Raw genomic sequence first — 18,189 nt, forward strand, 5'->3', positions numbered from 1 at the left:
GCCCCCGCGCCGCCGCCCGGCGCGGGGCCCGAGGCTCTGCGCCGCCGCGCGCTCGACGCGCTCGGGGCCGCCCGCGCCCGCACGCTGGGCCTCGTCGACTGCCTGGACGAGGCCGGGCTCACCGCCCAGCACTCCCCGCTCATGTCCCCCCTCGTGTGGGACCTGGCGCACATCGGCAACCAGGAGGACCTGTGGCTGCTGCGCCGGGCGGACGGCGGACCGGGGGTCAGGCCCGACCTCGACCCCGTCTACGACGCCTTCCGCACCCCGCGCGCCGACCGCCCGGCGCTGCCGATGCTGCACCCGGAGCAGGCACGCGCCTACGTCGCCGAGGTCCGCGACCGGGCGCTTGGGGTCCTCGCCGGTGCCGACCTGGACGCGGCGGAACCGCTGACCCGCTCGGCGTTCGTCTTCGGGATGATCGCCCAGCACGAGCAGCAGCACGACGAGACGATGCTCGCCACCCACCAGCTGCGCCGCGGCCCCGCCGTCCTGCACGCCGAGCCGCCGCCGTCCGCACCCGCCGGGGAGAGCCTGCCCGGCGAGGTCCTCGTCCCCGGCGGCCCGTTCACGATGGGCACCGACGACGAGCCCTGGGCCCTGGACAACGAGAGTCCCGCTCACCGGGTCGACGTGCCCGCCTTCTGGCTGGACACCACCCCCGTCACGGGCGCCGCCTACCTCGCGTTCATCGACGGCGGTGGTTACGAGGACCCGCGCTGGTGGCACCCCGAGGGCTGGGCCCACGTACGCCGGACGGGGCTGCGCGCCCCGCTGTTCTGGCGCCGAGACGAGGACGGCCGGTGGACGCGCCGCCGCTTCGGCCACGTCGAGCCGGTTCCGCTGGACCGCCCGGTGGTGCACGTGAGCTGGTACGAGGCCGACGCCTACGCCCGCTGGGCCGGGCGCAGGCTGCCCACGGAGGCCGAGTGGGAGAAGGCCGCGCGCCACGACCCGGCCACCGGCCGCTCGCACCGCTACCCGTGGGGCGACGCCGACCCGGGCCCCGACCACGCCAACCTGGGCCAGCGGCACCTGGAGCCCGCGCCGGCCGGTGCCTACCCCCTGGGGCAGGCACCCTGCGGCGCCCGGCAACTGCTCGGCGACGTCTGGGAGTGGACGGCCTCGGACTTCACCGGCCACCCGGGTTTCCGGGCCTTCCCCTACCGTGAGTACTCGGAGGTGTTCTTCGGTTCCGCGTACAAGGTGCTGCGCGGCGGCTCGTTCGGCACCGCGCACGTCGCCTGCCGGTCCACGTTCCGCAACTGGGACTACCCGGTGCGGCGGCAGATCTTCGCCGGCTTCCGCACGGCGCGGGACGCCGGGCCCGGGGAGGGAGCGTCCTGATGTGCCGTCATCTGGCCTATCTGGGGCCGCCGGTGCCGCTGGCCCGGCTGCTCACCGAGACGAGGCACGGCCTGTACGAGCAGTCGTGGGCGCCGCGCCGACAGCGGCACGGCACCGTCAACGCCGACGGCTTCGGCGTGGGCTGGTACCCGGGCGGCCCCGACGGAGCGGGCGGCCCCGACGGAGCGGGCGGCGCCGACGGAGCGGGCGGCCCCGACGGAGCGGGCGGGCACGGGGCGTACCCCGCCCGTTACCGCCGTGCCGTCCCGATCTGGGCCGACGGCAACCTGCCGGACCTGGCCCGGACGATCCGCAGCCACGCCGTGCTCGCCGCCGTGCGTGACGCCACGGCGGGGACGACGCAGGACGAGAGCGCCGCGGCGCCCTACGCGGACGGCCCCTGGCTGTTCAGCCACAACGGCTCCGTCCCCGACTGGACCCGCCTCGCCGACGAGCCCGCCCTGCGCCCGGCGCCCGCCGACCTCCTCGCCATGGAGGCCCGCTGCGACACGGCACTGCTGTGGACGCTGGCGCGCTCCCGGCTGCGCTCCGGTCAGCCGGCCGGGCGCGTCCTGGCGGAGCTGGTCCTCGCCGTCGCCGCCGTCCGTCCGCCGGCACGCCTCAACCTCCTGCTCACCGACGGCCGCACCGTCACGGCCACCCGCTTCGGGGACACGCTGTGGTACCGGCGGAGCGAGGGCGCCGTGGTGGTGGCCTCCGAGCCGGACGCGGCCGAGGGCTGGTGCGAGGTGCCGGAGGACTCCCTGCTGGTCGCCACGCCCGCCGCGGTCCGCACGACCCCGCTGGCCGAGGCCCGCGCGGCCTCCCTCACCGAACCCTTCAGCGCAGATCCGCCCGTCGGCCCCGCGCCGGGACGGGACGCGGCCCGCGCCCCGGAGACCGCGGTCGCCGCCCCGGAGCTCTTCGAGAGGACACGCACGCCATGACCACCAGCCCCGACAGCTTCCGCCTCACCCACCGCCTCGCCGCCGACCACCAGACCGAGGCCCTGCGCTCCGACGTCCTCAAGGGGCTCACCGGGCGGCCGAAGACGCTGCCGCCCAAGTGGTTCTACGACCGGCGCGGCAGTGAACTCTTCGAGCAGATCACCCGGTTGCCGGAGTACTACCCCACCCGCGCCGAGCAGGAGATCCTGGAGGAGCGGGCCGAGGAGATCGCCGCCGCGGCGCCCGCGCGCACGCTGGTGGAGCTGGGCTCCGGCTCCTCCAGCAAGACGCGGCTCCTGCTGGACGCCCTGACGGCGCGCGGCGGCCTGGAGCTGTACGCACCGCTGGACGTCAGCGAGGACGCCCTGGCCGCGGCGGGGCAGGTCCTCGCCGTCGACTACCCGGAGCTGAGGGTGGAGGCGGCCGTCACCGACTACGAGGTGGACCTCACCCTGCCGGGCGAGGCCCCCCGGCTCGTCGCCTTCCTCGGCGGCACCCTCGGCAACCTGGACGCGGCCGGGCGCCGGGCCTTCTACGCCGCTCTGCGCTCGCAACTGGGCCCGGGCGACGGGCTGCTGCTCGGCGCCGACCTGGTCAAGTCCGCCGAGGTCCTCGTCCCCGCCTACGACGACGCGCAGGGCGTCACGGCCGAGTTCAACAAGAACGTCCTGGAGGTCCTCAACCGGGAGCTGGGAGCCACGTTCGACACGGACGCGTTCGACCACCGTGCCCTGTGGAACGAGGAGGAGTCCCGCATCGAGATGTGGCTGCGCTCCCGCTTCGCCCAGTCGGTCGCCGTCCCCGCGCTGGACCTGACCGTCGAGTTCGAGCGGGGCGAGGAGCTGCGGACGGAGATCTCGGTGAAGTTCCGCCGCGAGGAGCTGACCCGGGAGCTGGCGGCCTCGGGCTTTGCCCTGCGCCGCTGGTGGACGGACTCCGAGTCGCGCTTCGCGCTCCTGCTGGCCGAGCCGGAGGGCTGAGCCGGAGGGTTCAGGCGGGGCGCTCTCGCGGGGCGCTCGCACCCGCGCGAACGGCGGCACCGGGCCCGGCCCGGTGCCGCCGTTCGCGTGCTCGTGGGGCGGGAGCGCGGACCGACGGACGGGGCTGGACGCGGGGCATGGGGCGTCGCCCGAACGGGTCAACCAGACGGGACATAGCACACGTATCACCGCAGCCTGGAAAGCACACAGGTACACCCGGGTCGGGAGCGGGTGCGCGCCCTTCGGCGCGTGCCGTTCGCAGGAGGTGCCGCGATGCCGCAGGTGCAGGTCTATGTCTCGATTCCGCTACCCGTCGACGAGGTCTTCGTCTTCCTGTCCGACGGGCGGAATCTGCCTCGCTGGCATTCCGGCGTCATGGAGATCCGCGGTACCGATCCCTTCGGCCCCGCCTACGGGAACGGCTGCGTGTACCGCTACCGCTTCCCCGGCCGCCACCGCGACTTCCGCCTCGAATGCTGCGCCTACGAGCGGTACCGCAGGATCGGCTTCCTCGGGCAGCGCATGTGGACGCCCCTGGGCAGCCAGGTCCCGCGCTACGACTTCCGCCTGTGGCCCCAGGGCGCGGGCTGCCGGGTGGGCGTGCAGGTGACGTCCTGGCTCACCGGAGGCATGCTCGCGCTCTGGCCGGTGGTGGCGTTCGGCTGGCGTCGTGATCTGCCGGAGGACGTGCAGCGGCTCCACGAGGTGCTGACCGGCACCGCGGGCACGGCGGACGTCGGTTTCGATCCCGGGTCCGGGGCCATCGGGCCGCAGCCGCGGCCCGCGCTCGCCGGCCGGCGGTTCAGCCGCAGCCGGTCCCTGTCGTAGCCCGCCCGTTCGGGCGGCTCACCCCCCCGAACGGGCGGGGCGGCGGTCAGCGCAGACCGTCCAGGGCGTCCAGGGCGTTCAGGGACGGGATGAAGAGCGGGCGCGCCGTGCCCTCGATCATCGCCGTCACGCCGTTGATCGCGCCGGCCGCCGGGTCCTCGGCGACGCTCACGGTCATGGACGTCGACTGGCGCAGCCGGTCCGTGAGGCCGGGCAGCTCGGCGTAGTCGCCCGCCAGCATGATGCCGCGGTCGGCGAGGTCGGCCACGAGGTCGGGCGGGCAGCGGTGCAGGATGCCCCGGATCGTGTCCACGACCGCCATGAGCGGAGCGTGCGTCGCGGTGAGGAGGTCCTGGGCGCCGACGCGGATCAGCCGGGCCAGCCCGGTGCCCGCGTCGCGGCCGTGGACGACGAGGCCGTCCCCGCCGCCGGAGTGCCCGCCCGTCCCCGTCGCCACCGCCTCGGCGTGCAGGGTTCGCACCGTCTCCGAGGGGACGGTGATCCCGTGGTGGTTGCGCAGGTGGCGGCCGATGGCGGTGTAGAGGGTCTCGCCGCCGACGCCGACCCGGCCCGCCGCGACGATCGCGCCCAGCGAGAGCACCGCGACGTGGGTGGTGTCGGCGCAGCACAGCACGATCATGGTCGCCTCGGGCTGCTCCGCGGGGAGCCCGCAGCCGACGGCCGCGGCCACGAGCGTGTCGACCAGCTCCACCCGACGGCAGCCCAGCCCGGTGAGCGTCTCGATCGCGGAGCGCTGGGCGAGCGGGTCGGCGTCGTGCGGCACGCACATGGCGGCCCGCAACAGCGGCCGGCGCCGCCAGGCCCGGCGGACCTTCTCCCCGACCATGGCCCGCAGCATGCGCTGCGCCATCCGGACGTCGTGCACCGTCCCGTCGGCGATGGGGCGGACCACCCGGATGTGCGGGGGTGTGCGGCCGTGCATCCGCCGGGCCGGGGTGCCCACGGCCATGAGCGCGCCGGAACGGGTGTCGACGGCGACGACGGAGGGCTCGTCCACGACGACGCCGGACTGCCGGAGGTAGACCCGCGTCCGGTCGGCGCCCAGGTCGACGGCGACGGTGCAGCGGCGCAGTTGCTCGTAGCTGAAGTTCACGGCGCTCTTTCTCCCCGCGCGAGGTGACAGGTGCCCTTATCGTCCGCGCGACGCCGCGACCCCGCTCGCGGGGCTGAGCCGTACGGATCACGACGGCACCCCGATCGGCGAGCGGCGGTCTGACGCGGTGTCGGTTCGCGCCGCGGCGGCGGCCGTCGGGGTGTGTCCACGGTCCGTCAGGAGCCCAGGGCGGCCGGGGCGCCGGAAGCCTCCGGCGCGTCCGGGGTCTCCCGCGCGTCCGGGGTCTCCCGCGCGTCCGGGGCGTCGGGCACGCCCTGGCCCCGGCCGCCGAACTGGGTGCGGTGCAGCTCGGCGTAGCGGCCGGAGCGGGCGAGCAGCTCGTCGTGGGTGCCGCGCTCCACGATGCGGCCCGCTTCGAGGACGAGGATCTGGTCGGCCTGCCGGATGGTGGACAGCCGGTGGGCGATGACGATGGCGGTGCGCCCGGCGAGCGCCTCGGTGAGGGCCTCCTGCACGGCGGCCTCGGAGGTGGTGTCCAGGTGGGCCGTGGCCTCGTCCAGGATCACGACGCGGGGCCGGGCGAGGAGCAGCCGGGCGATGGTGAGGCGCTGCCGTTCGCCGCCGGAGAGCCGGTAGCCGCGTTCGCCGACGACCGTGTCCAGACCATCGGGCAGGGAGGCGACCAGCTCGTCCAGCCGGGCCCTGCGCAGCGCGTCCCACAGCTCGTCCTCGCCCGCCTCGGGCCGGGGGAGGAGAAGGTTGGCGCGGATGGTGTCGTGGAAGAGATGGCCGTCCTGGGTCACCATGCCGACGGTGTGGCGCAGCGAACGGGCCGTCAGCCCGCGTACGTCCGCGCCGCCGACGCGGACGGCGCCCTCGTCGACGTCGTACAGCCGGGCGGCCAGCTGCGCGATGGTGGACTTGCCGGCTCCGGAGGAGCCGACCAGCGCCACCAGCTGGCCGGGCTCGGCGCGGAAGGAGATGTCGTGCAGGACCTGCTCGCCGCCGCGGGAGTCCAGCGTCGCGACCTCCTCCAGGGAGGCGAGGGAGACGGCGTCGGCGGCCGGGTAGGCGAAGTCGACGGCGTCGAACTCGACGGACGCGGGACCCTCGGGCGCGGGAACGGCGTCGGGCGCTTCCTGGATCAGCGGCTTGAGGTCGAGCACCTCGAAGACGCGCTGGAAGCTGACGAGCGCGGTCATGACCTCGACCCGGGCCCCGGCCAGCGCGGTGAGCGGGGCGTAGAGGCGGGTGAGCAGGAGGGCGAGTGAGACGACGGTCCCCGCCGCGAGCCCGCCGCCGACGGCGAGCCAGCCGCCGACCCCGTAGACGAGGGCGAGCGCGAGCGCGGAGACGAGGGTGAGCGCCGTGACGAAGGACATCTGGAGCATGGCGATCCGCACCCCGATGTCGCGGACCCGCCCCGCCCGCCGCAGGAACTCGGCGGACTCCTCCTCGGGCCGTCCGAAGAGCTTCACCAGGGTGGCGCCGGGCGCGGAGAACCGCTCGGTCATCTGTGTGCTCATCACCGCGTTGTGGTCGGCCGCCTCCCGGGAGAGCCGGGCGAGCCGGGTGCCCATGCGCCGCGCCGGGAGGATGAAGACGGGCAGCAGGACGAGGGAGAGCAGCGTGATCTGCCAGGACAGCCGCAGCATCACGCCGAGCGTCAGCAGCAGGGTGACGAGGTTGGAGACCAGCCCGGAGAGGGTGTCGCTGAAGGCCCGCTGGGCGCCGATGACGTCGTTGTTGAGCCGGCTGACCAGGGCGCCGGTGCGGGTGCGGGTGAAGAAGGCGACCGGCATCCGCTGGACGTGGTCGTAGACCGCGCTGCGCAGGTCGAGGATGAGGCCCTCGCCGATCCGGGCGGACAGCCAGCGCGTCAGCAGCCCGATCCCGGCCTCCGCGAGGGCGATCAGCGCGATGAGGACGGCCAGCAGCACGACGGCCCTGCGGTCCTCCCCCTCGACGATGACGTTCACCACCCGCCCCGCCAGCAGCGGGGTGGCCACCGCGAGCCCGGCGGCGAGGGTGCTGAAGGCGAGGAAGAGCCCGATCAGCCGCCGGTGGGGGCGGGCGAACCGGGCGATCCGCCCGAGGGTGGCTCTGGAGAAGGGGCGTTGGTCCTCGGCGGCGTGGCGGGCGTTGTACAGGGCGTGCCACGCGGTCATCTGCATGGACATGGGGGCCTCCTGCGCGACGGGCGAACTCGACACCGTCGACGCTAGAAGTTGAACCATGCTCGAGGTCAACCTGTTCCCACGGAGTCACCGGAACGGCGAGGGCCGCGGGGCCGAGCGGGGAGACTGCTCGGCCCCGGGGCCCGGTCCGCGCGCGCGTCCCGCCGTCCCCGCGGCCGCCCGGGCCGCTACCAGCTCGACTTGCGGACGCCGGGGAGCATGCCCGCGTGGGCCAGCTCGCGGAGCCGGACGCGGGAGAGGCCGAACCGGCGCAGGTGGCCGCGCGGGCGCCCGTCCACGGCGTCCCGGTTGCGGACCCGGGTCGCGCTGGCGTCGCGCGGCTGGCGGCGCAGCTCCCGCTGGGCGGCGAGCCGTTCGGCGTCGGACGTCGCGGGGGAGGCGATGGTCCGCTTCAGCTCGGCGCGCCGGTCCGCGTACCGGGCCACCACCGCGCGGCGCTGCTCGTTCTTCGCGATCTTGCTCTTCTTTGCCATGGCGGGCCTCAGACCTTTCCGCCGCGGGCGCGGATGCGGGCCACGGCCGCCTCGATGCCGATGGCGTCCACGGTGCGCAGGCCCTTCGCGCTCAGCGTGAGCCGCACGTGGCGGCCCTCGCTGGGGAGCCAGTAGCGCTTGCGCTGGATGTTCGGGTCGAACCGGCGCGACGAGCGCCGGTGGGAGTGGGAGATCTGCTTGCCGAAGACCGGCGCGCGGCCGGTGAGCTGGCAGTGGGCGGACAAGGCGGGTGCCTCCTCGGAATGTGATCGATAATGAAAACGGTTTTCGTTTGTGTATAGTACCCGCCATGCCACGCAACGACGTCCGCCCCGTCATCAAGCTCAAGTCCACCGCCGGCACCGGCTACACGTACGTGACGCGCAAGAACCGGCGGAACAACCCCGACCGGCTGACCCTGCGCAAGTACGACCCCGTCGCGGGTCGGCACGTCGACTTCCGCGAGGAGCGCTGAGCGCGCGAGAGCGCCGGGTCGCGCCTCGCTCCGGACGCGAGCGCCGGGCCGGGCGTCGTCCCGGCCGCGAGCGCCGGGTCGCGATGCGCCGAGCCGTGTGCGAGCGCCCAGCCGCCTCCGAGCGCCGAGCCGAGCCCATCCAGAGAGAGGAGAGCCGGACGTGAAGCCCGGAATCCACCCGCCCTACCGCCCTGTCGTCTTCCGTGACCGCTCGGCGGACTTCGCCTTCCTCACCCGGTCCACCGCCACCAGCGAGCAGACCGTCGAGTGGGAGGACGGCAACACCTATCCCGTCGTGGACGTGGAGATCTCCTCCGCGAGCCACCCCTTCTACACCGGCACGACCCGGGTCGTGGACACCGAGGGCCGCGTGGAGCGGTTCAAGCGCCGCTACGGCGCCGCCGGCCGCGAGGACCGCTGATGCTGCCCGTGGTCATCGTGTGCGGGCTGCACGCCGACGCCCGCCGCGCCGCCGTCGACCGGCTCCTCTCCGCCGTCCCCGGCAGCGTCGTCCTCCACCACGACCTGACGACGGCGGAGGACGGTTCGGTGCGCCGGACGGTCCGGGAACGCGGCGGCCTGCTCGACTCCGGGCAGACCCCGCTCGTGAACGACTGCGCGTGCTGCGCCCTGCGGGCGGACCTCGTCCCCGAGCTCGTCCGGCTGGCCGGTGCGGGCACGCACCGGCTGGCCGTCGTCGAGCTGTGGGACTCCGTGGAGCCCCGTTCCATGGCCGAGGTCATCGCCGACTGCGGGCACGAGGAGGTGCGGCTCACCGGCGTCGTCACCGTCGTCGACCCGGCCCTGCTGCTCCCCTGCCTGGGCAACGGGGACGACCTCGCCGAGGTCGGGCTGGCCGCCGCTCCGGGTGACCGGCGGACCGTCGCCGACACCTTCGCCCGACAGCTCGAGTACCCGACGCTGCTCGCCCTCGCCGAAGGCCCCGAGCCGGGCGATGCCGAGGACCACGCGCTGCTGGCGCAGCTCACCCCCGGCGCCCTGCGGGTCCGGGTCGAGAGCGAGGGGTTCCCCGCCGCCGTCACCGGTGGCCGCGACCCCTTCGACGTGGCGGCGGCAGCGGCCCGCCAGCACCCGGCGTCCGCGCGGCTTCCGCAGGACACCGAGCACCACCCGGACCCCGTCGAGCTCGCGGGCGTGGGCACGTTCGTCTGGCGCCGCACACGGCCCTTCCATCCCGGGCGCCTGTACGCGGCACTGGAGGACCTCTGCTGTGCGGCGGCCCGCAGCCGCGGCCGGTTCTGGCTGGCCGACCGCCCGGACACCCTGCTGAGCTGGGACGCGGCGGGCGGCGCCCTGTGCGTGGAGAGCGCGGGCCCGTGGCTGGCCGCCCTCCCGGACGCCGCCTGGGACCTGGTGCCCGCCACCCGGCGGGCCGCCGCGGCCCTGGACTGGCACCCCGAGCACGGCGACCGCGCCCAGCACCTCGTGTTCACCTCGCCGGACCTGGACCGCGACAACCTCCGCGCGGTGCTGGACTCCTGTCTGCTGACGGACGCCGAGTACGCGGCCGGGCCCGACGCCTGGCGCAGTCTGCCCCCGGCGTTCGACGCCCTCCTCGACCCGGTCTCCTGAATCCCCGTCTCCGGAACCCGGTCTCCCGGAACCCCGGCCCCGACCAACCCCGACCGAAGGACCGCTGATGCCCCGTCGTCGTTCCGACGCGCGCAAGCCCGCCCGTCCGCGCCCTAATCCGCTGGACGCCGCCGGGATCACCTATATCGACTACAAGGACACCGATCTGTTGCGGAAGTTCATATCCGACCGGGGAAAGATCCGCAGCCGCCGGGTGACGCGGGTCACCGCACAGCAGCAGCGTCAGCTCGCCCGGGCCATCAAGAACGCCCGGGAAATGGGCTTGTTGCCCTACTGCTCGCGCTGAGCGCTGGGTTTGTGCGGGCCGGTGCGGGGAACCCGAATGCCGCGTGACGCGTCTACGGGTGCGTGGGAGGGCGGTGCCCGCCCGCACGCCCGGGTGTGTGCCGGACGAGAGTGTGCCCACCTCGTACATCAGCCGGTAGCCGGGCCGCAACCCATTGTCGTGCACGTGCATCCGCACATGCATGTGCAATTGAACGACGTTATGATCCCGGGTAGTTGACCGCACAACCGGCATTGACCGACCCGGGAGAGTCCTCATGCAGCAGGCGTACAACGGCATGGCCGCAGCGGACCTTCTGGGGGTCACCTGGCAGAAGAGCCGGCACAGCAATTCCCAGGGCACGTGCGTGGAGTTCGCCAAACTCCCGAGTGGTGACATCGCCGTGCGCAACTCCCGATTTCCGGACAGCCCGGCGCTCGTCTACACCACGGCCGAGGTCGAGGCGATGCTTCTGGGCGTCAAGGACGGCGAGTTCGACCACCTCATAGCCGACTGACGGGGCCGCCCCGAGAGGAGTGCGGGGAACCGCGCTCGCGGCCTCGGCGGGCCCGCGACGCGCGTGCAGGGCCAGCCCCTTGCCGGGGGCTGGCCCTGTGTCGGGCGTGGTGCTTGTCGGCCTGTGTCCTCGGCGCGGACCTCCCAGGCGCAGGCGCAGGTTCCCGCCTACGCGCCGACGCGGAAGAGCGCCCAGACGACCTTGCCCGGCAGCGTGCCGTGCAGGGGCTGCCAACCCCAGCTGTCGCTGAAGGCGTCGACCAGGAACAGCCCGCGGCCGGACTCCGCCGTGCTCTCGTCGAACCCGGACGCGTCCGGGTTGCCGGAGACGGGCGCCTCCCGGCTCGGGTCGCGCACCGCGCAGACCAGCCGTGAGGCCCAGCGCATGAGGTGCAGCCGCACCGGCGGGTCCGCCGGGGGAGCGTCCGTGTGGGCCAGGCCGTGCCGCAGAGCGTTGGTCACCAGCTCCGAGACGGCGAGAGTGACGTTCTCGCAGGCGTCGTCGAGCTCCCACCCGGCGAGGGTGGTACGGGTGAACTCACGTGCCGTGCGCACCGCTTCGAAGTGCGGTGGAAGGCCGCAGGAGGCGGAGCCGGACAGTGTCCCCGGGTCGAGTGGGGGAAGACTTCGCCATAACGGGTCGAGAACCGTCGTTCCTTCAGTCCCCATGAACGAGGTCCCCCTGACTGTGACGGCGATTGCGTCCCCGGATGGCGGCGGGAACCCAAATCTGTTGGCACTTAGTGCACTTGGGCTCCTCCCATGGTTCCCAATGCTTGCGGCGGATGCAAGGGCAGATGCACGTGCACGAAGAACTTTCGATTCTGTGTAACCAGTTGGGCACGCAACGGAGCCCAAAGATGGCAGACTGGCTCTCGGGTCGGGGAGCTTGTCTGATCAAATAAGGAGTGTTCCGGTGGCAAGCGTCACAAATGGGACGGGTGGGTCGAGTGGCTCGATGGTGCGCCGCATACTGCTCGGCTCGCAGCTGCGGCGCCTGCGCGAGGCCCGGGGCGTCACCAGGGAGGACGCCGGGTATTCCATCCGCGCTTCCGAGTCCAAGATCAGCCGGATGGAGTTGGGTCGGGTGAGCTTCAAGGCGCGGGACGTCGCGGACCTGCTGACGCTCTACGGCGTGACGGACGAGGCGGAGCGCGAGCCCCTGCTGAACCTGGCGAAGGCTTCCAGCGTCGCGGGCTGGTGGCACAGCTACAGCGACGTCCTGCCGTCCTGGTTCCAGACGTACGTCGGGCTGGAGGGCGCCGCGTCCCAGATCGACACCTACGAGGTGCAGTTCGTCCACGGCCTCCTGCAGACGGAGGAGTACGCCCACGCCGTCGTGGCCAGCGGGCACAAGTCGATGCGGCTGTCGAAGGAGGAGATCGAGCGCCGCGTCGCCCTGCGTGTGGAGCGCCAGAAGATCCTCTTCCAGGACGACGCGACCGAGCTGCGGTGCGTCCTGGACGACGCCGCGCTCCGCCGGCCCTTCGGCAGCGCCGCCGTCATGGACAAGCAACTCCAGCACCTCCTCGACCTCTCCGAGCGCCCCAACATCCACCTCCAGGTCGTCCCCTTCGACCTGGGCGGGCACCCCGCCGAGTCCGGCGCCTTCACGGTGCTGCGCTTCCCCGAGCCCGAGATCCCCGACCTCGTCTACCTGGAGCAGCTCACCGGCTCCCTCTACCTCGACAAACCCGAGGAGGTCGCGGCCTACGGCGGTGTCCTGGACCGACTGATCCAGGACGGCAGCCTCTCGCCCGCGGAAACCCGCGACCATCTGCACAAGATCCGTCAACTCGCTTGATCGGCACGTACGATGACGTGAGATCAGAGGCCTTCTCCCCTCAGCATGTCCTCAGCATGTAAGGAACCTCACGAAGGAACGACATGCCCTACTTCACGGACCTGGCGCAGCAGTACATCGACGGTGAATGGCGGTCCGGGAGCGGTTCCTGGGACGTCATCGACCTCAACCCCTACAACGGTGACAAGCTCTGCTCGATCACCGTGGCCACCGTCGCGGAGATCGATCACGCCTACCGCGCCGCCGAGCGCCACCAGCCGGGCTGGACCGCCGTCAACCCCTACACCCGGCGGCTCGTCTTCGAGCGGGCGATACGCGTCATCGAGGACCGTGAGGAAGAGATAACGGAGGCCATCATCGCCGAGCTGGGGGGCACCCGGCTCAAGGCGGCGTTCGAGCTGCACCTCACCAAGGAGGCCCTGCGCGAGGCCATGGCCCTCGCACTCCGGGCCGACGGGCGCATCCTCGCCTCCCCCGTGGACGGCAAGGAGAACCGCCTCTACCGCGAGCCCGTCGGCGTCGTCGGCGTCATCGCACCCTTCAACTTCCCGCTCTTCCTCGCGATGAAGTCCGTCGCTCCCGCGCTGGCCCTGGGCAACGGCGTCGTGCTGAAGCCGCACGAGGACGCGCCCATCACCGGCGGCACCCTCCTGGCGAGGATCTTCGAGGAGGCCGGGCTGCCCGGCGGCGTGCTGAACGTCGTCGTCACCGACCTCGCCGAGATCGACGACGCGTTCCTGGAGCACCCCGTCCCGCGCGTCATCTCCTTCACGGGCTCGGACCGCGTCGGCCGGCACGTGGCCACCGTGGCCGCCGCCCACCTCAAGCACGTCATCCTGGAACTGGGCGGCAACAGCGCCTTCCTCGTCCTGGACGACGCCGACGTCGACTACGCCGTCGACGCCGCCGTCTTCAGCCGGTACGTCCACCAGGGCCAGGTCTGCATGGCCGCCAACCGCGTCATCGTGGACCGCTCGGTCGCGGCGGAGTTCACCGAGAAGTTCGTCGCCAAGGTGCGCACGCTCACCGTCGGCGACCCGGGCGAGCCGGAGACCGTCGTCGGCCCGCTCATCAACGCGAGCCACGCCGACCGGCTGGCCGCGCTCGTCGAGCAGGCGGTCGAGGGCGGCGCCACCGCGCTCGTGCGCGGCCGGGTCGAGGGCAACCTCTTCCACCCCACCGTCCTCACCGACGTCCCGGCCGACTCCCCGGTGCTGACCGAGGAGATGTTCGGCCCGGTGGCCGTGATCATCCCGGTGGACGGCGAGGAGGAGGCCGTCCGCGTCGCGAACGACTCCCGCTACGGGCTGAGCGGCGCCGTGCACACGGCGGACCTCGAACGCGGCGTGCGCGTCGCGCGGCGTATCCACACCGGCATGATCCACGTCAACGACGGCACGGTGGCCGACGAGCCGATCGTCCCGTTCGGCGGGGAGAAGAGCTCCGGCCTCGGCCGGCTCAACGGGGACCACTTCGTACAGGCCTTCACCGTGGAGAAGTGGGTCGGCGTCCAGCACGGCCGCAGCGACTTCCCGTTCTAGAGGGCTCGACCCCGGGCGCCCGTGCGGCGCCGGGGTCGGTTGCCAGTGACGCCTCTCAGGCTTCTGGGAGGTGAAGGGCCGTGCCCCTCGCGGTGGGCTCGGCCCGTGCCCAGTGAACCGCGCGGAAGGTGAACGCCATGCCCACCCCCGTCGCTCCCGAGGCCCACGGTGACGAACGCGGCGCCCTCCTCGCCTACCTCGACGCCCAGCGCGGCGGCATCCGCCGTTCGGTGCTCGGGCTCACCGAGGAGCAGGCGTGGTCGGCGCCCTCGGCGAGCGCCTGCTCGACGGCCGGTCTGGTCAAGCACGTCGCCCTGACCGAGCAGGGCTGGCTGCGGACGATGACCGGCGTCCCGCAGGACTTCACCGACCCGGCGGTGCAGGCGAGCTGGGCCCGGAGTTTCGACCGGGAGGAGGGCGACACCGTCGCCGCGGTGCTGGCCCGGTACGAGGAGATCGCGGCGGCGACGGAGAAGGCCGTGCGGGAGGTGCCCTCGCTCGACGACACCTTCCACCTGCCGGACGCCCCCTGGGCGGCGGGCGGGCCGCGTTCGTGGCGCTGGGCCCTGCTGCACCTCATCGAGGAGGTCGCCCGGCACGCCGGGCACGCCGACGTGATCCGGGAGACGATCGACGGCAAGGGCGCGTTCGAGCTGGTGGCGGAGGCCGCGGCCCGGGGCGCGGCGGAGGCGTCCCCAGAGTAGTCAAAGTTGACGATGGAGCCTAGGCTGGTCGGCGTCACGTCAGTCGGGGAACAGGCCGGGAGGGAACGTGTCCGCCATCCGGCTCCTCGTGCTCGGCGCCGTCCGCCAGCACGGCCGCGCCCACGGGTACATGGTCCGCAACGACCTCGAGTACTGGGGCGCCGACCGCTGGTCGAACGCCAAGCCCGGCTCGATCTACCACGCGCTCAAGCAGCTCGCCAAGCAGGGCCTGCTGCGGGCGCACGACATCGCCCCCAGCACGGCGGGCGGCCCCCCGCGCACCGAGTACGAGCTGACGCCCGAGGGAGACGCGGAGTACCTGCGGATGCTGCGTCACGCCCTGACCGCCGTCGACGAGAAGCCCGACCTGCTCACCTCCGGCGTCGGCTTCCTCGTGGACCTGCCCCGGGCGGAGGCCGTCGCCCTGCTGAAGCAGCGGGTGGAGGCACTGGACGCCTGGCGCGAGGAGGTCGCCGCGCACTGGACGCCCCCGGGGGACACCCCCGGCGAGCAGGGCCACATCGGCGAGATCATGGGGCTGTGGGTGCACACGGCGGCGGCCGGAGCCGAATGGACCCGGGGCCTGATCGCCCGGCTGGAGGCGGGGGCCTACACGATGGCCGGTGAGGGCGAGCGCGAGGTCACCGTCCTCCCCGAGGACACGTCCGACCCCTTCGCCTGACCCCGTCCAAGCGCCCCCGGCTCCCCCGCCCGGCCGAGCGGCTTGCACCTCACGTCACGTGAGGCGGCAGCGTGGACGTCGACACACCGAACAAGGAGGCGGACGTGAGCTACTCCGTCGGTCAGGTCGCCGGGTTCGCGGGCGTCACCGTGCGCACGCTGCACCACTACGACGAGATCGGCCTGCTCGTGCCCGGCGAACGGAGCGTCGCCGGGCACCGCAGGTACGGCGATGCCGATCTCGATCGGCTGCAGCAGATCCTCTTCTACCGGGAGCTGGGCTTCCCCCTGGAGGAGGTCGCCGTCCTGCTGGACGACCCGGACGCCGACCCGAACGAGCATCTGCGGCGCCAGTACGCGCTGCTGACCGAACGGGCGGAGCAGCTCCAGAAGATGGCCGCCGCCGTCCAGCAAGCCATGGAGGCACGGAAGATGGGCATCAACCTCACCCCCGAGGAGAAGTTCGAGGTCTTCGGGGACTTCGATCCGGAGCAGTACGCGGAGGAGGCCGAGCGCCGCTGGGGCGGCAGCGACGCCTGGGCCGAGTCCCAGCGCCGGGCCGCGTCCTGGACCAAGGAGGACTGGAAGTCGTTCAAGGAGGAGCAGGAGGCCCTGGAGCAGCGTTTCGCCGCGAGGATGGCCTCGGGCGACGCCCCCGACTCACCGGAGGCGATGGAGCTGGCCGAGGAGCACCGGCGGTTCCTGTGCCGCACGTGCTACGAGTGCGGCTACGAGATGCACGTCGGCCTGGGTGAGATGTACGTGGCCGACCCCCGGTTCACCGAGCACTACGAGCGTGTCGGCCCCGGCCTGGCGGTCTACGTCCGGGACGCCATCGTGGCCAACGCGGCCCGGCACGGGTATCCGGCCGCCTGACGCCGCGTCGGATCGCAGCCGAGCGCCCCCGCCCGCCGCCGGTTCACCCGGCCCGGCGGCGGGGGCCCGGGGGCCGTGCGGGCCGACTGTGCCTATGCTGCTGGGGGAGGACCGGAAGGAGCAGAGGAGACACAGGGACGTGGCCGCGGATTCCCGGAGGCACGAGCACGACGGGCGCCCCAGCGACGGCGAGGAGTCCGAGGGCTCCGGAGGCCGGCCGGACGAGGCGCACAGCGCCTTCACCCCGCCGCTCGGCGTCCCGCTGCCCCCGGTGCCGCCCGAGAGCGAGCACCCCACCTCCGAGTTCGCCCTCCCCGAGGGGTTCCGCCCGCCCGCCCAGGAGCCGGCCGGCAGCGCCTTCAGCGAGCCCGGCGAGCTGCGGCCCTCCGACGTCGGCCAGTTCACCCCGGCGTCCGGGATTCCCGTACCCGGCCTCGCGGCCCGGCGGAACGCGCCCTGGCAGGACCGGATGCGCAGCATGGTGCGGCTCCCGCTCGCGGAGCGTCCCGCGCCGCCCGAGCGCCGGGCCCGGGGTGAGGAGGAGGCGCCGGTTCCGGTGCCGCGCGTGCTCGACCTGACGCTGCGTATCGGTGAACTGCTGCTCGCGGGAGGCGAGGGCGCCGAGGACGTGGAAGCCGCGATGTTCGGCATCTCCCACGCCTACGGGCTCGACCGCTGCGAGCCCACCGTCACCTTCACCCTCATCTCCGTCACCCACCAGCCCTCGCTCGTGGACGACCCGGTGACGCTCAGCCGGACCGTACGGCGCCGCGGCACGGACTACACCCGACTGGGCGCCGTCTACCGGCTGGTCGCCGACATCACCTCGGAGACGGACCACCTGTCCCTGGAGGAGTCCTACCGGCGGCTCGCCGACATCCGCCGCAACCGGCACCCGTACTCCAAGAACGCCCTCACCCTGGCCAGCGGAGTGCTGGCCGGGGCGGCGGCGACGCTGGTGGGCGGCGGCGCGACGGTGTTCATCCTCGCGGCGATCGGCGCGATGCTCGGCGACCGGCTCGCCTGGTTCGCCTCCGGCCGGGGGCTGCCGGAGTTCTACCAGTTCGTGGCCGCGGCCATGCCTCCGGCGGCGATGGGCGTCGCGGTGGTCCTCATCCACCACCCGCTGCTCGACAACGTCAGGGAAGGGGCGGTCGTCACCGGCGGCCTCTTCGCGCTGATTCCCGGACGGGCGCTGGTGGCGGCCGTGCACGACGGGCTGACCGGCTTCTACATCACCGCCTCGGCCCGCCTGCTGGAAGTGGTGTACCTCGTCGTCGGCATCGTCTGCGGCGTGCTGACCATCCTCTACATCGGCGACCAGGTCGGCGGTGACTTCCCGCCGGTCGACGTGTTCCGCGTCGAGCGGCCCGCGACGCAGCTCATGGCGGCCGTCCTGCTCGCGCTGGCGTTCACCGTGCTGCTCCAGCAGGAACGCTCGACGATCGTGTGGGCCACGGTCAACGGGGGCGTGGCCTGGCTGGTCTACGGGGCTCTGGCCGACACCGCCGACTTCGACCCCGTCTTCGCCACCGTCGTCGCGGCCGGGCTGGTGGGCCTGTTCGGGCAGCTGATGTCCCGCTACCAGTGGGAGTCCGCTCTGCCGTACGTGACGGCGGCCATCGGGCCGCTCCTGCCGGGTAGCGTCACCTACTACGGACTGCTCGACATCGCCCAGGGCAACCTCAACGGCGGCCTCACGAACCTGTCGACGGCCGTGGCGCTCGCCCTCGCCATCGCCATCGGGGTGAACCTCGGCGGTGAGCTCGCGCGGCTGTTCATCAGCTCGCCGGGTATCGAGACGCCGCTCCCGGGCCGCCGCGCCGCCAAGCGCACCCGCGGCTTCTGACCCGCGCGGGGCGTCG

20 protein-coding genes are annotated in these 18,189 nt (G+C 73.3%); 15 read left to right on the forward strand and 5 right to left on the reverse strand.

What is annotated here, in order from left to right:
* The 4 genes from egtB to HPT28_RS18035 form a co-directional block, all read left to right on the forward strand.
* Nucleotides 1-1,347, forward strand: a 1,347-nt coding sequence (gene egtB, locus HPT28_RS18020; protein ID WP_257578853.1) for an ergothioneine biosynthesis protein EgtB, incomplete at its 5' end; no start/stop codon positions are given.
* Entirely contained in the window at nucleotides 1,347-2,294 is a 948-nt protein-coding gene (locus HPT28_RS18025) for a class II glutamine amidotransferase (protein WP_219092152.1), read from the forward strand. The genes egtB and HPT28_RS18025, both read left to right, overlap by 1 nt.
* Nucleotides 2,291-3,274 (forward strand): L-histidine N(alpha)-methyltransferase, encoded by a 984-nt coding sequence (egtD, locus tag HPT28_RS18030; protein ID WP_219092153.1) that lies wholly within the window; start codon nucleotides 2,291-2,293, stop codon nucleotides 3,272-3,274. The genes HPT28_RS18025 and egtD overlap by 4 nt, the downstream gene beginning before the upstream one ends.
* A gap of 273 nt (nucleotides 3,275-3,547) precedes the next feature.
* Nucleotides 3,548-4,102, forward strand: a complete 555-nt coding sequence (locus HPT28_RS18035; RefSeq protein WP_219092154.1) for an SRPBCC family protein — start codon at nucleotides 3,548-3,550, stop codon at nucleotides 4,100-4,102.
* Nucleotides 4,103-4,148: 46 nt separating this feature from the next.
* On the opposite strand, the gene HPT28_RS18040 is transcribed toward HPT28_RS18035, so the two are convergent.
* The 4 genes from HPT28_RS18040 to rpmB form a co-directional block, all read right to left on the reverse strand.
* Nucleotides 4,149-5,216 (reverse strand): rod shape-determining protein, encoded by a 1,068-nt coding sequence (locus tag HPT28_RS18040; protein ID WP_219092155.1) that lies wholly within the window; start codon nucleotides 5,214-5,216, stop codon nucleotides 4,149-4,151.
* 176 nt (nucleotides 5,217-5,392) lie between these two features.
* Nucleotides 5,393-7,357, reverse strand: coding sequence for an ABC transporter ATP-binding protein (locus tag HPT28_RS18045; protein WP_219092156.1), 1,965 nt, complete (start codon nucleotides 7,355-7,357; stop codon nucleotides 5,393-5,395).
* Between the two features lie 185 nt (nucleotides 7,358-7,542).
* Nucleotides 7,543-7,848 carry a 30S ribosomal protein S14 gene (gene rpsN, locus HPT28_RS18050; protein ID WP_219092157.1) on the reverse strand — a complete coding sequence of 102 codons (306 nt, stop codon included), beginning with the start codon at nucleotides 7,846-7,848 and terminating at the stop codon, nucleotides 7,543-7,545.
* Between the two features lie 8 nt (nucleotides 7,849-7,856).
* A complete protein-coding gene (gene rpmB / locus HPT28_RS18055; RefSeq protein WP_219092158.1) occupies nucleotides 7,857-8,093 on the reverse strand; it encodes a 50S ribosomal protein L28 in 237 nt (78 codons plus the stop codon).
* Nucleotides 8,094-8,158: 65 nt separating this feature from the next.
* On the opposite strand from rpmB, the gene rpmG reads away from it, so the two are divergent.
* The 5 genes from rpmG to HPT28_RS18080 all read left to right on the forward strand — a co-directional run bounded on the left by rpmG (nucleotide 8,159) and on the right by HPT28_RS18080 (nucleotide 10,719).
* Entirely contained in the window at nucleotides 8,159-8,323 is a 165-nt protein-coding gene (gene rpmG, locus HPT28_RS18060; protein WP_219092159.1) for a 50S ribosomal protein L33, read from the forward strand.
* 160 nt (nucleotides 8,324-8,483) lie between these two features.
* A complete protein-coding gene (locus HPT28_RS18065) occupies nucleotides 8,484-8,744 on the forward strand; it encodes a type B 50S ribosomal protein L31 (protein WP_219092160.1) in 261 nt (86 codons plus the stop codon).
* The gene (locus tag HPT28_RS18070; RefSeq protein ID WP_219092161.1) at nucleotides 8,744-9,916 is read left to right on the forward strand and encodes a GTP-binding protein; all 1,173 of its coding nucleotides are present in this window, start codon (nucleotides 8,744-8,746) and stop codon (nucleotides 9,914-9,916) included. The genes HPT28_RS18065 and HPT28_RS18070 overlap by 1 nt, the downstream gene beginning before the upstream one ends.
* A 67-nt stretch (nucleotides 9,917-9,983) precedes the next feature.
* The gene (rpsR, locus tag HPT28_RS18075; RefSeq protein WP_219092162.1) at nucleotides 9,984-10,223 is read left to right on the forward strand and encodes a 30S ribosomal protein S18; all 240 of its coding nucleotides are present in this window, start codon (nucleotides 9,984-9,986) and stop codon (nucleotides 10,221-10,223) included.
* A 256-nt stretch (nucleotides 10,224-10,479) separates the two neighbouring features.
* Complete coding sequence (locus HPT28_RS18080; RefSeq protein ID WP_219092163.1) at nucleotides 10,480-10,719, forward strand: DUF397 domain-containing protein; 240 nt, start codon at nucleotides 10,480-10,482, stop codon at nucleotides 10,717-10,719.
* A gap of 167 nt (nucleotides 10,720-10,886) precedes the next feature.
* Here the strand turns inward: HPT28_RS18080 and HPT28_RS18085 are convergent, their stop codons facing one another.
* Complete coding sequence (locus HPT28_RS18085; RefSeq protein WP_219092164.1) at nucleotides 10,887-11,387, reverse strand: ATP-binding protein; 501 nt, start codon at nucleotides 11,385-11,387, stop codon at nucleotides 10,887-10,889.
* Nucleotides 11,388-11,676: 289 nt separating this feature from the next.
* Here HPT28_RS18085 and HPT28_RS18090 point away from each other — a divergent pair, with 289 nt between their 5' ends.
* The 6 genes from HPT28_RS18090 (at nucleotide 11,677) to HPT28_RS18115 (ending at nucleotide 18,173) form a co-directional block, all read left to right on the forward strand.
* Entirely contained in the window at nucleotides 11,677-12,522 is an 846-nt protein-coding gene (locus tag HPT28_RS18090) for a helix-turn-helix transcriptional regulator (RefSeq protein WP_219092165.1), read from the forward strand.
* Between the two features lie 83 nt (nucleotides 12,523-12,605).
* Complete coding sequence (locus tag HPT28_RS18095; RefSeq protein WP_219092166.1) at nucleotides 12,606-14,063, forward strand: aldehyde dehydrogenase family protein; 1,458 nt, start codon at nucleotides 12,606-12,608, stop codon at nucleotides 14,061-14,063.
* Nucleotides 14,064-14,200: 137 nt separating this feature from the next.
* Nucleotides 14,201-14,767 (forward strand): DinB family protein, encoded by a 567-nt coding sequence (locus tag HPT28_RS18100; protein ID WP_219092167.1) that lies wholly within the window; start codon nucleotides 14,201-14,203, stop codon nucleotides 14,765-14,767.
* A gap of 67 nt (nucleotides 14,768-14,834) precedes the next feature.
* The gene (locus tag HPT28_RS18105; RefSeq protein ID WP_219092168.1) at nucleotides 14,835-15,449 is read left to right on the forward strand and encodes a PadR family transcriptional regulator; all 615 of its coding nucleotides are present in this window, start codon (nucleotides 14,835-14,837) and stop codon (nucleotides 15,447-15,449) included.
* 104 nt (nucleotides 15,450-15,553) lie between these two features.
* Nucleotides 15,554-16,324, forward strand: coding sequence for a MerR family transcriptional regulator (locus HPT28_RS18110; RefSeq protein WP_219092169.1), 771 nt, complete (start codon nucleotides 15,554-15,556; stop codon nucleotides 16,322-16,324).
* Between the two features lie 94 nt (nucleotides 16,325-16,418).
* A complete protein-coding gene (locus tag HPT28_RS18115) occupies nucleotides 16,419-18,173 on the forward strand; it encodes a threonine/serine exporter ThrE family protein (RefSeq protein ID WP_219092170.1) in 1,755 nt (584 codons plus the stop codon).
* Nucleotides 18,174-18,189: the final 16 nt, after the last annotated feature.

Source organism: Streptomyces sp. JJ38 (assembly GCF_019303475.1).
Classification (GTDB): Bacteria; Actinomycetota; Actinomycetes; order Streptomycetales; family Streptomycetaceae; genus Streptomyces.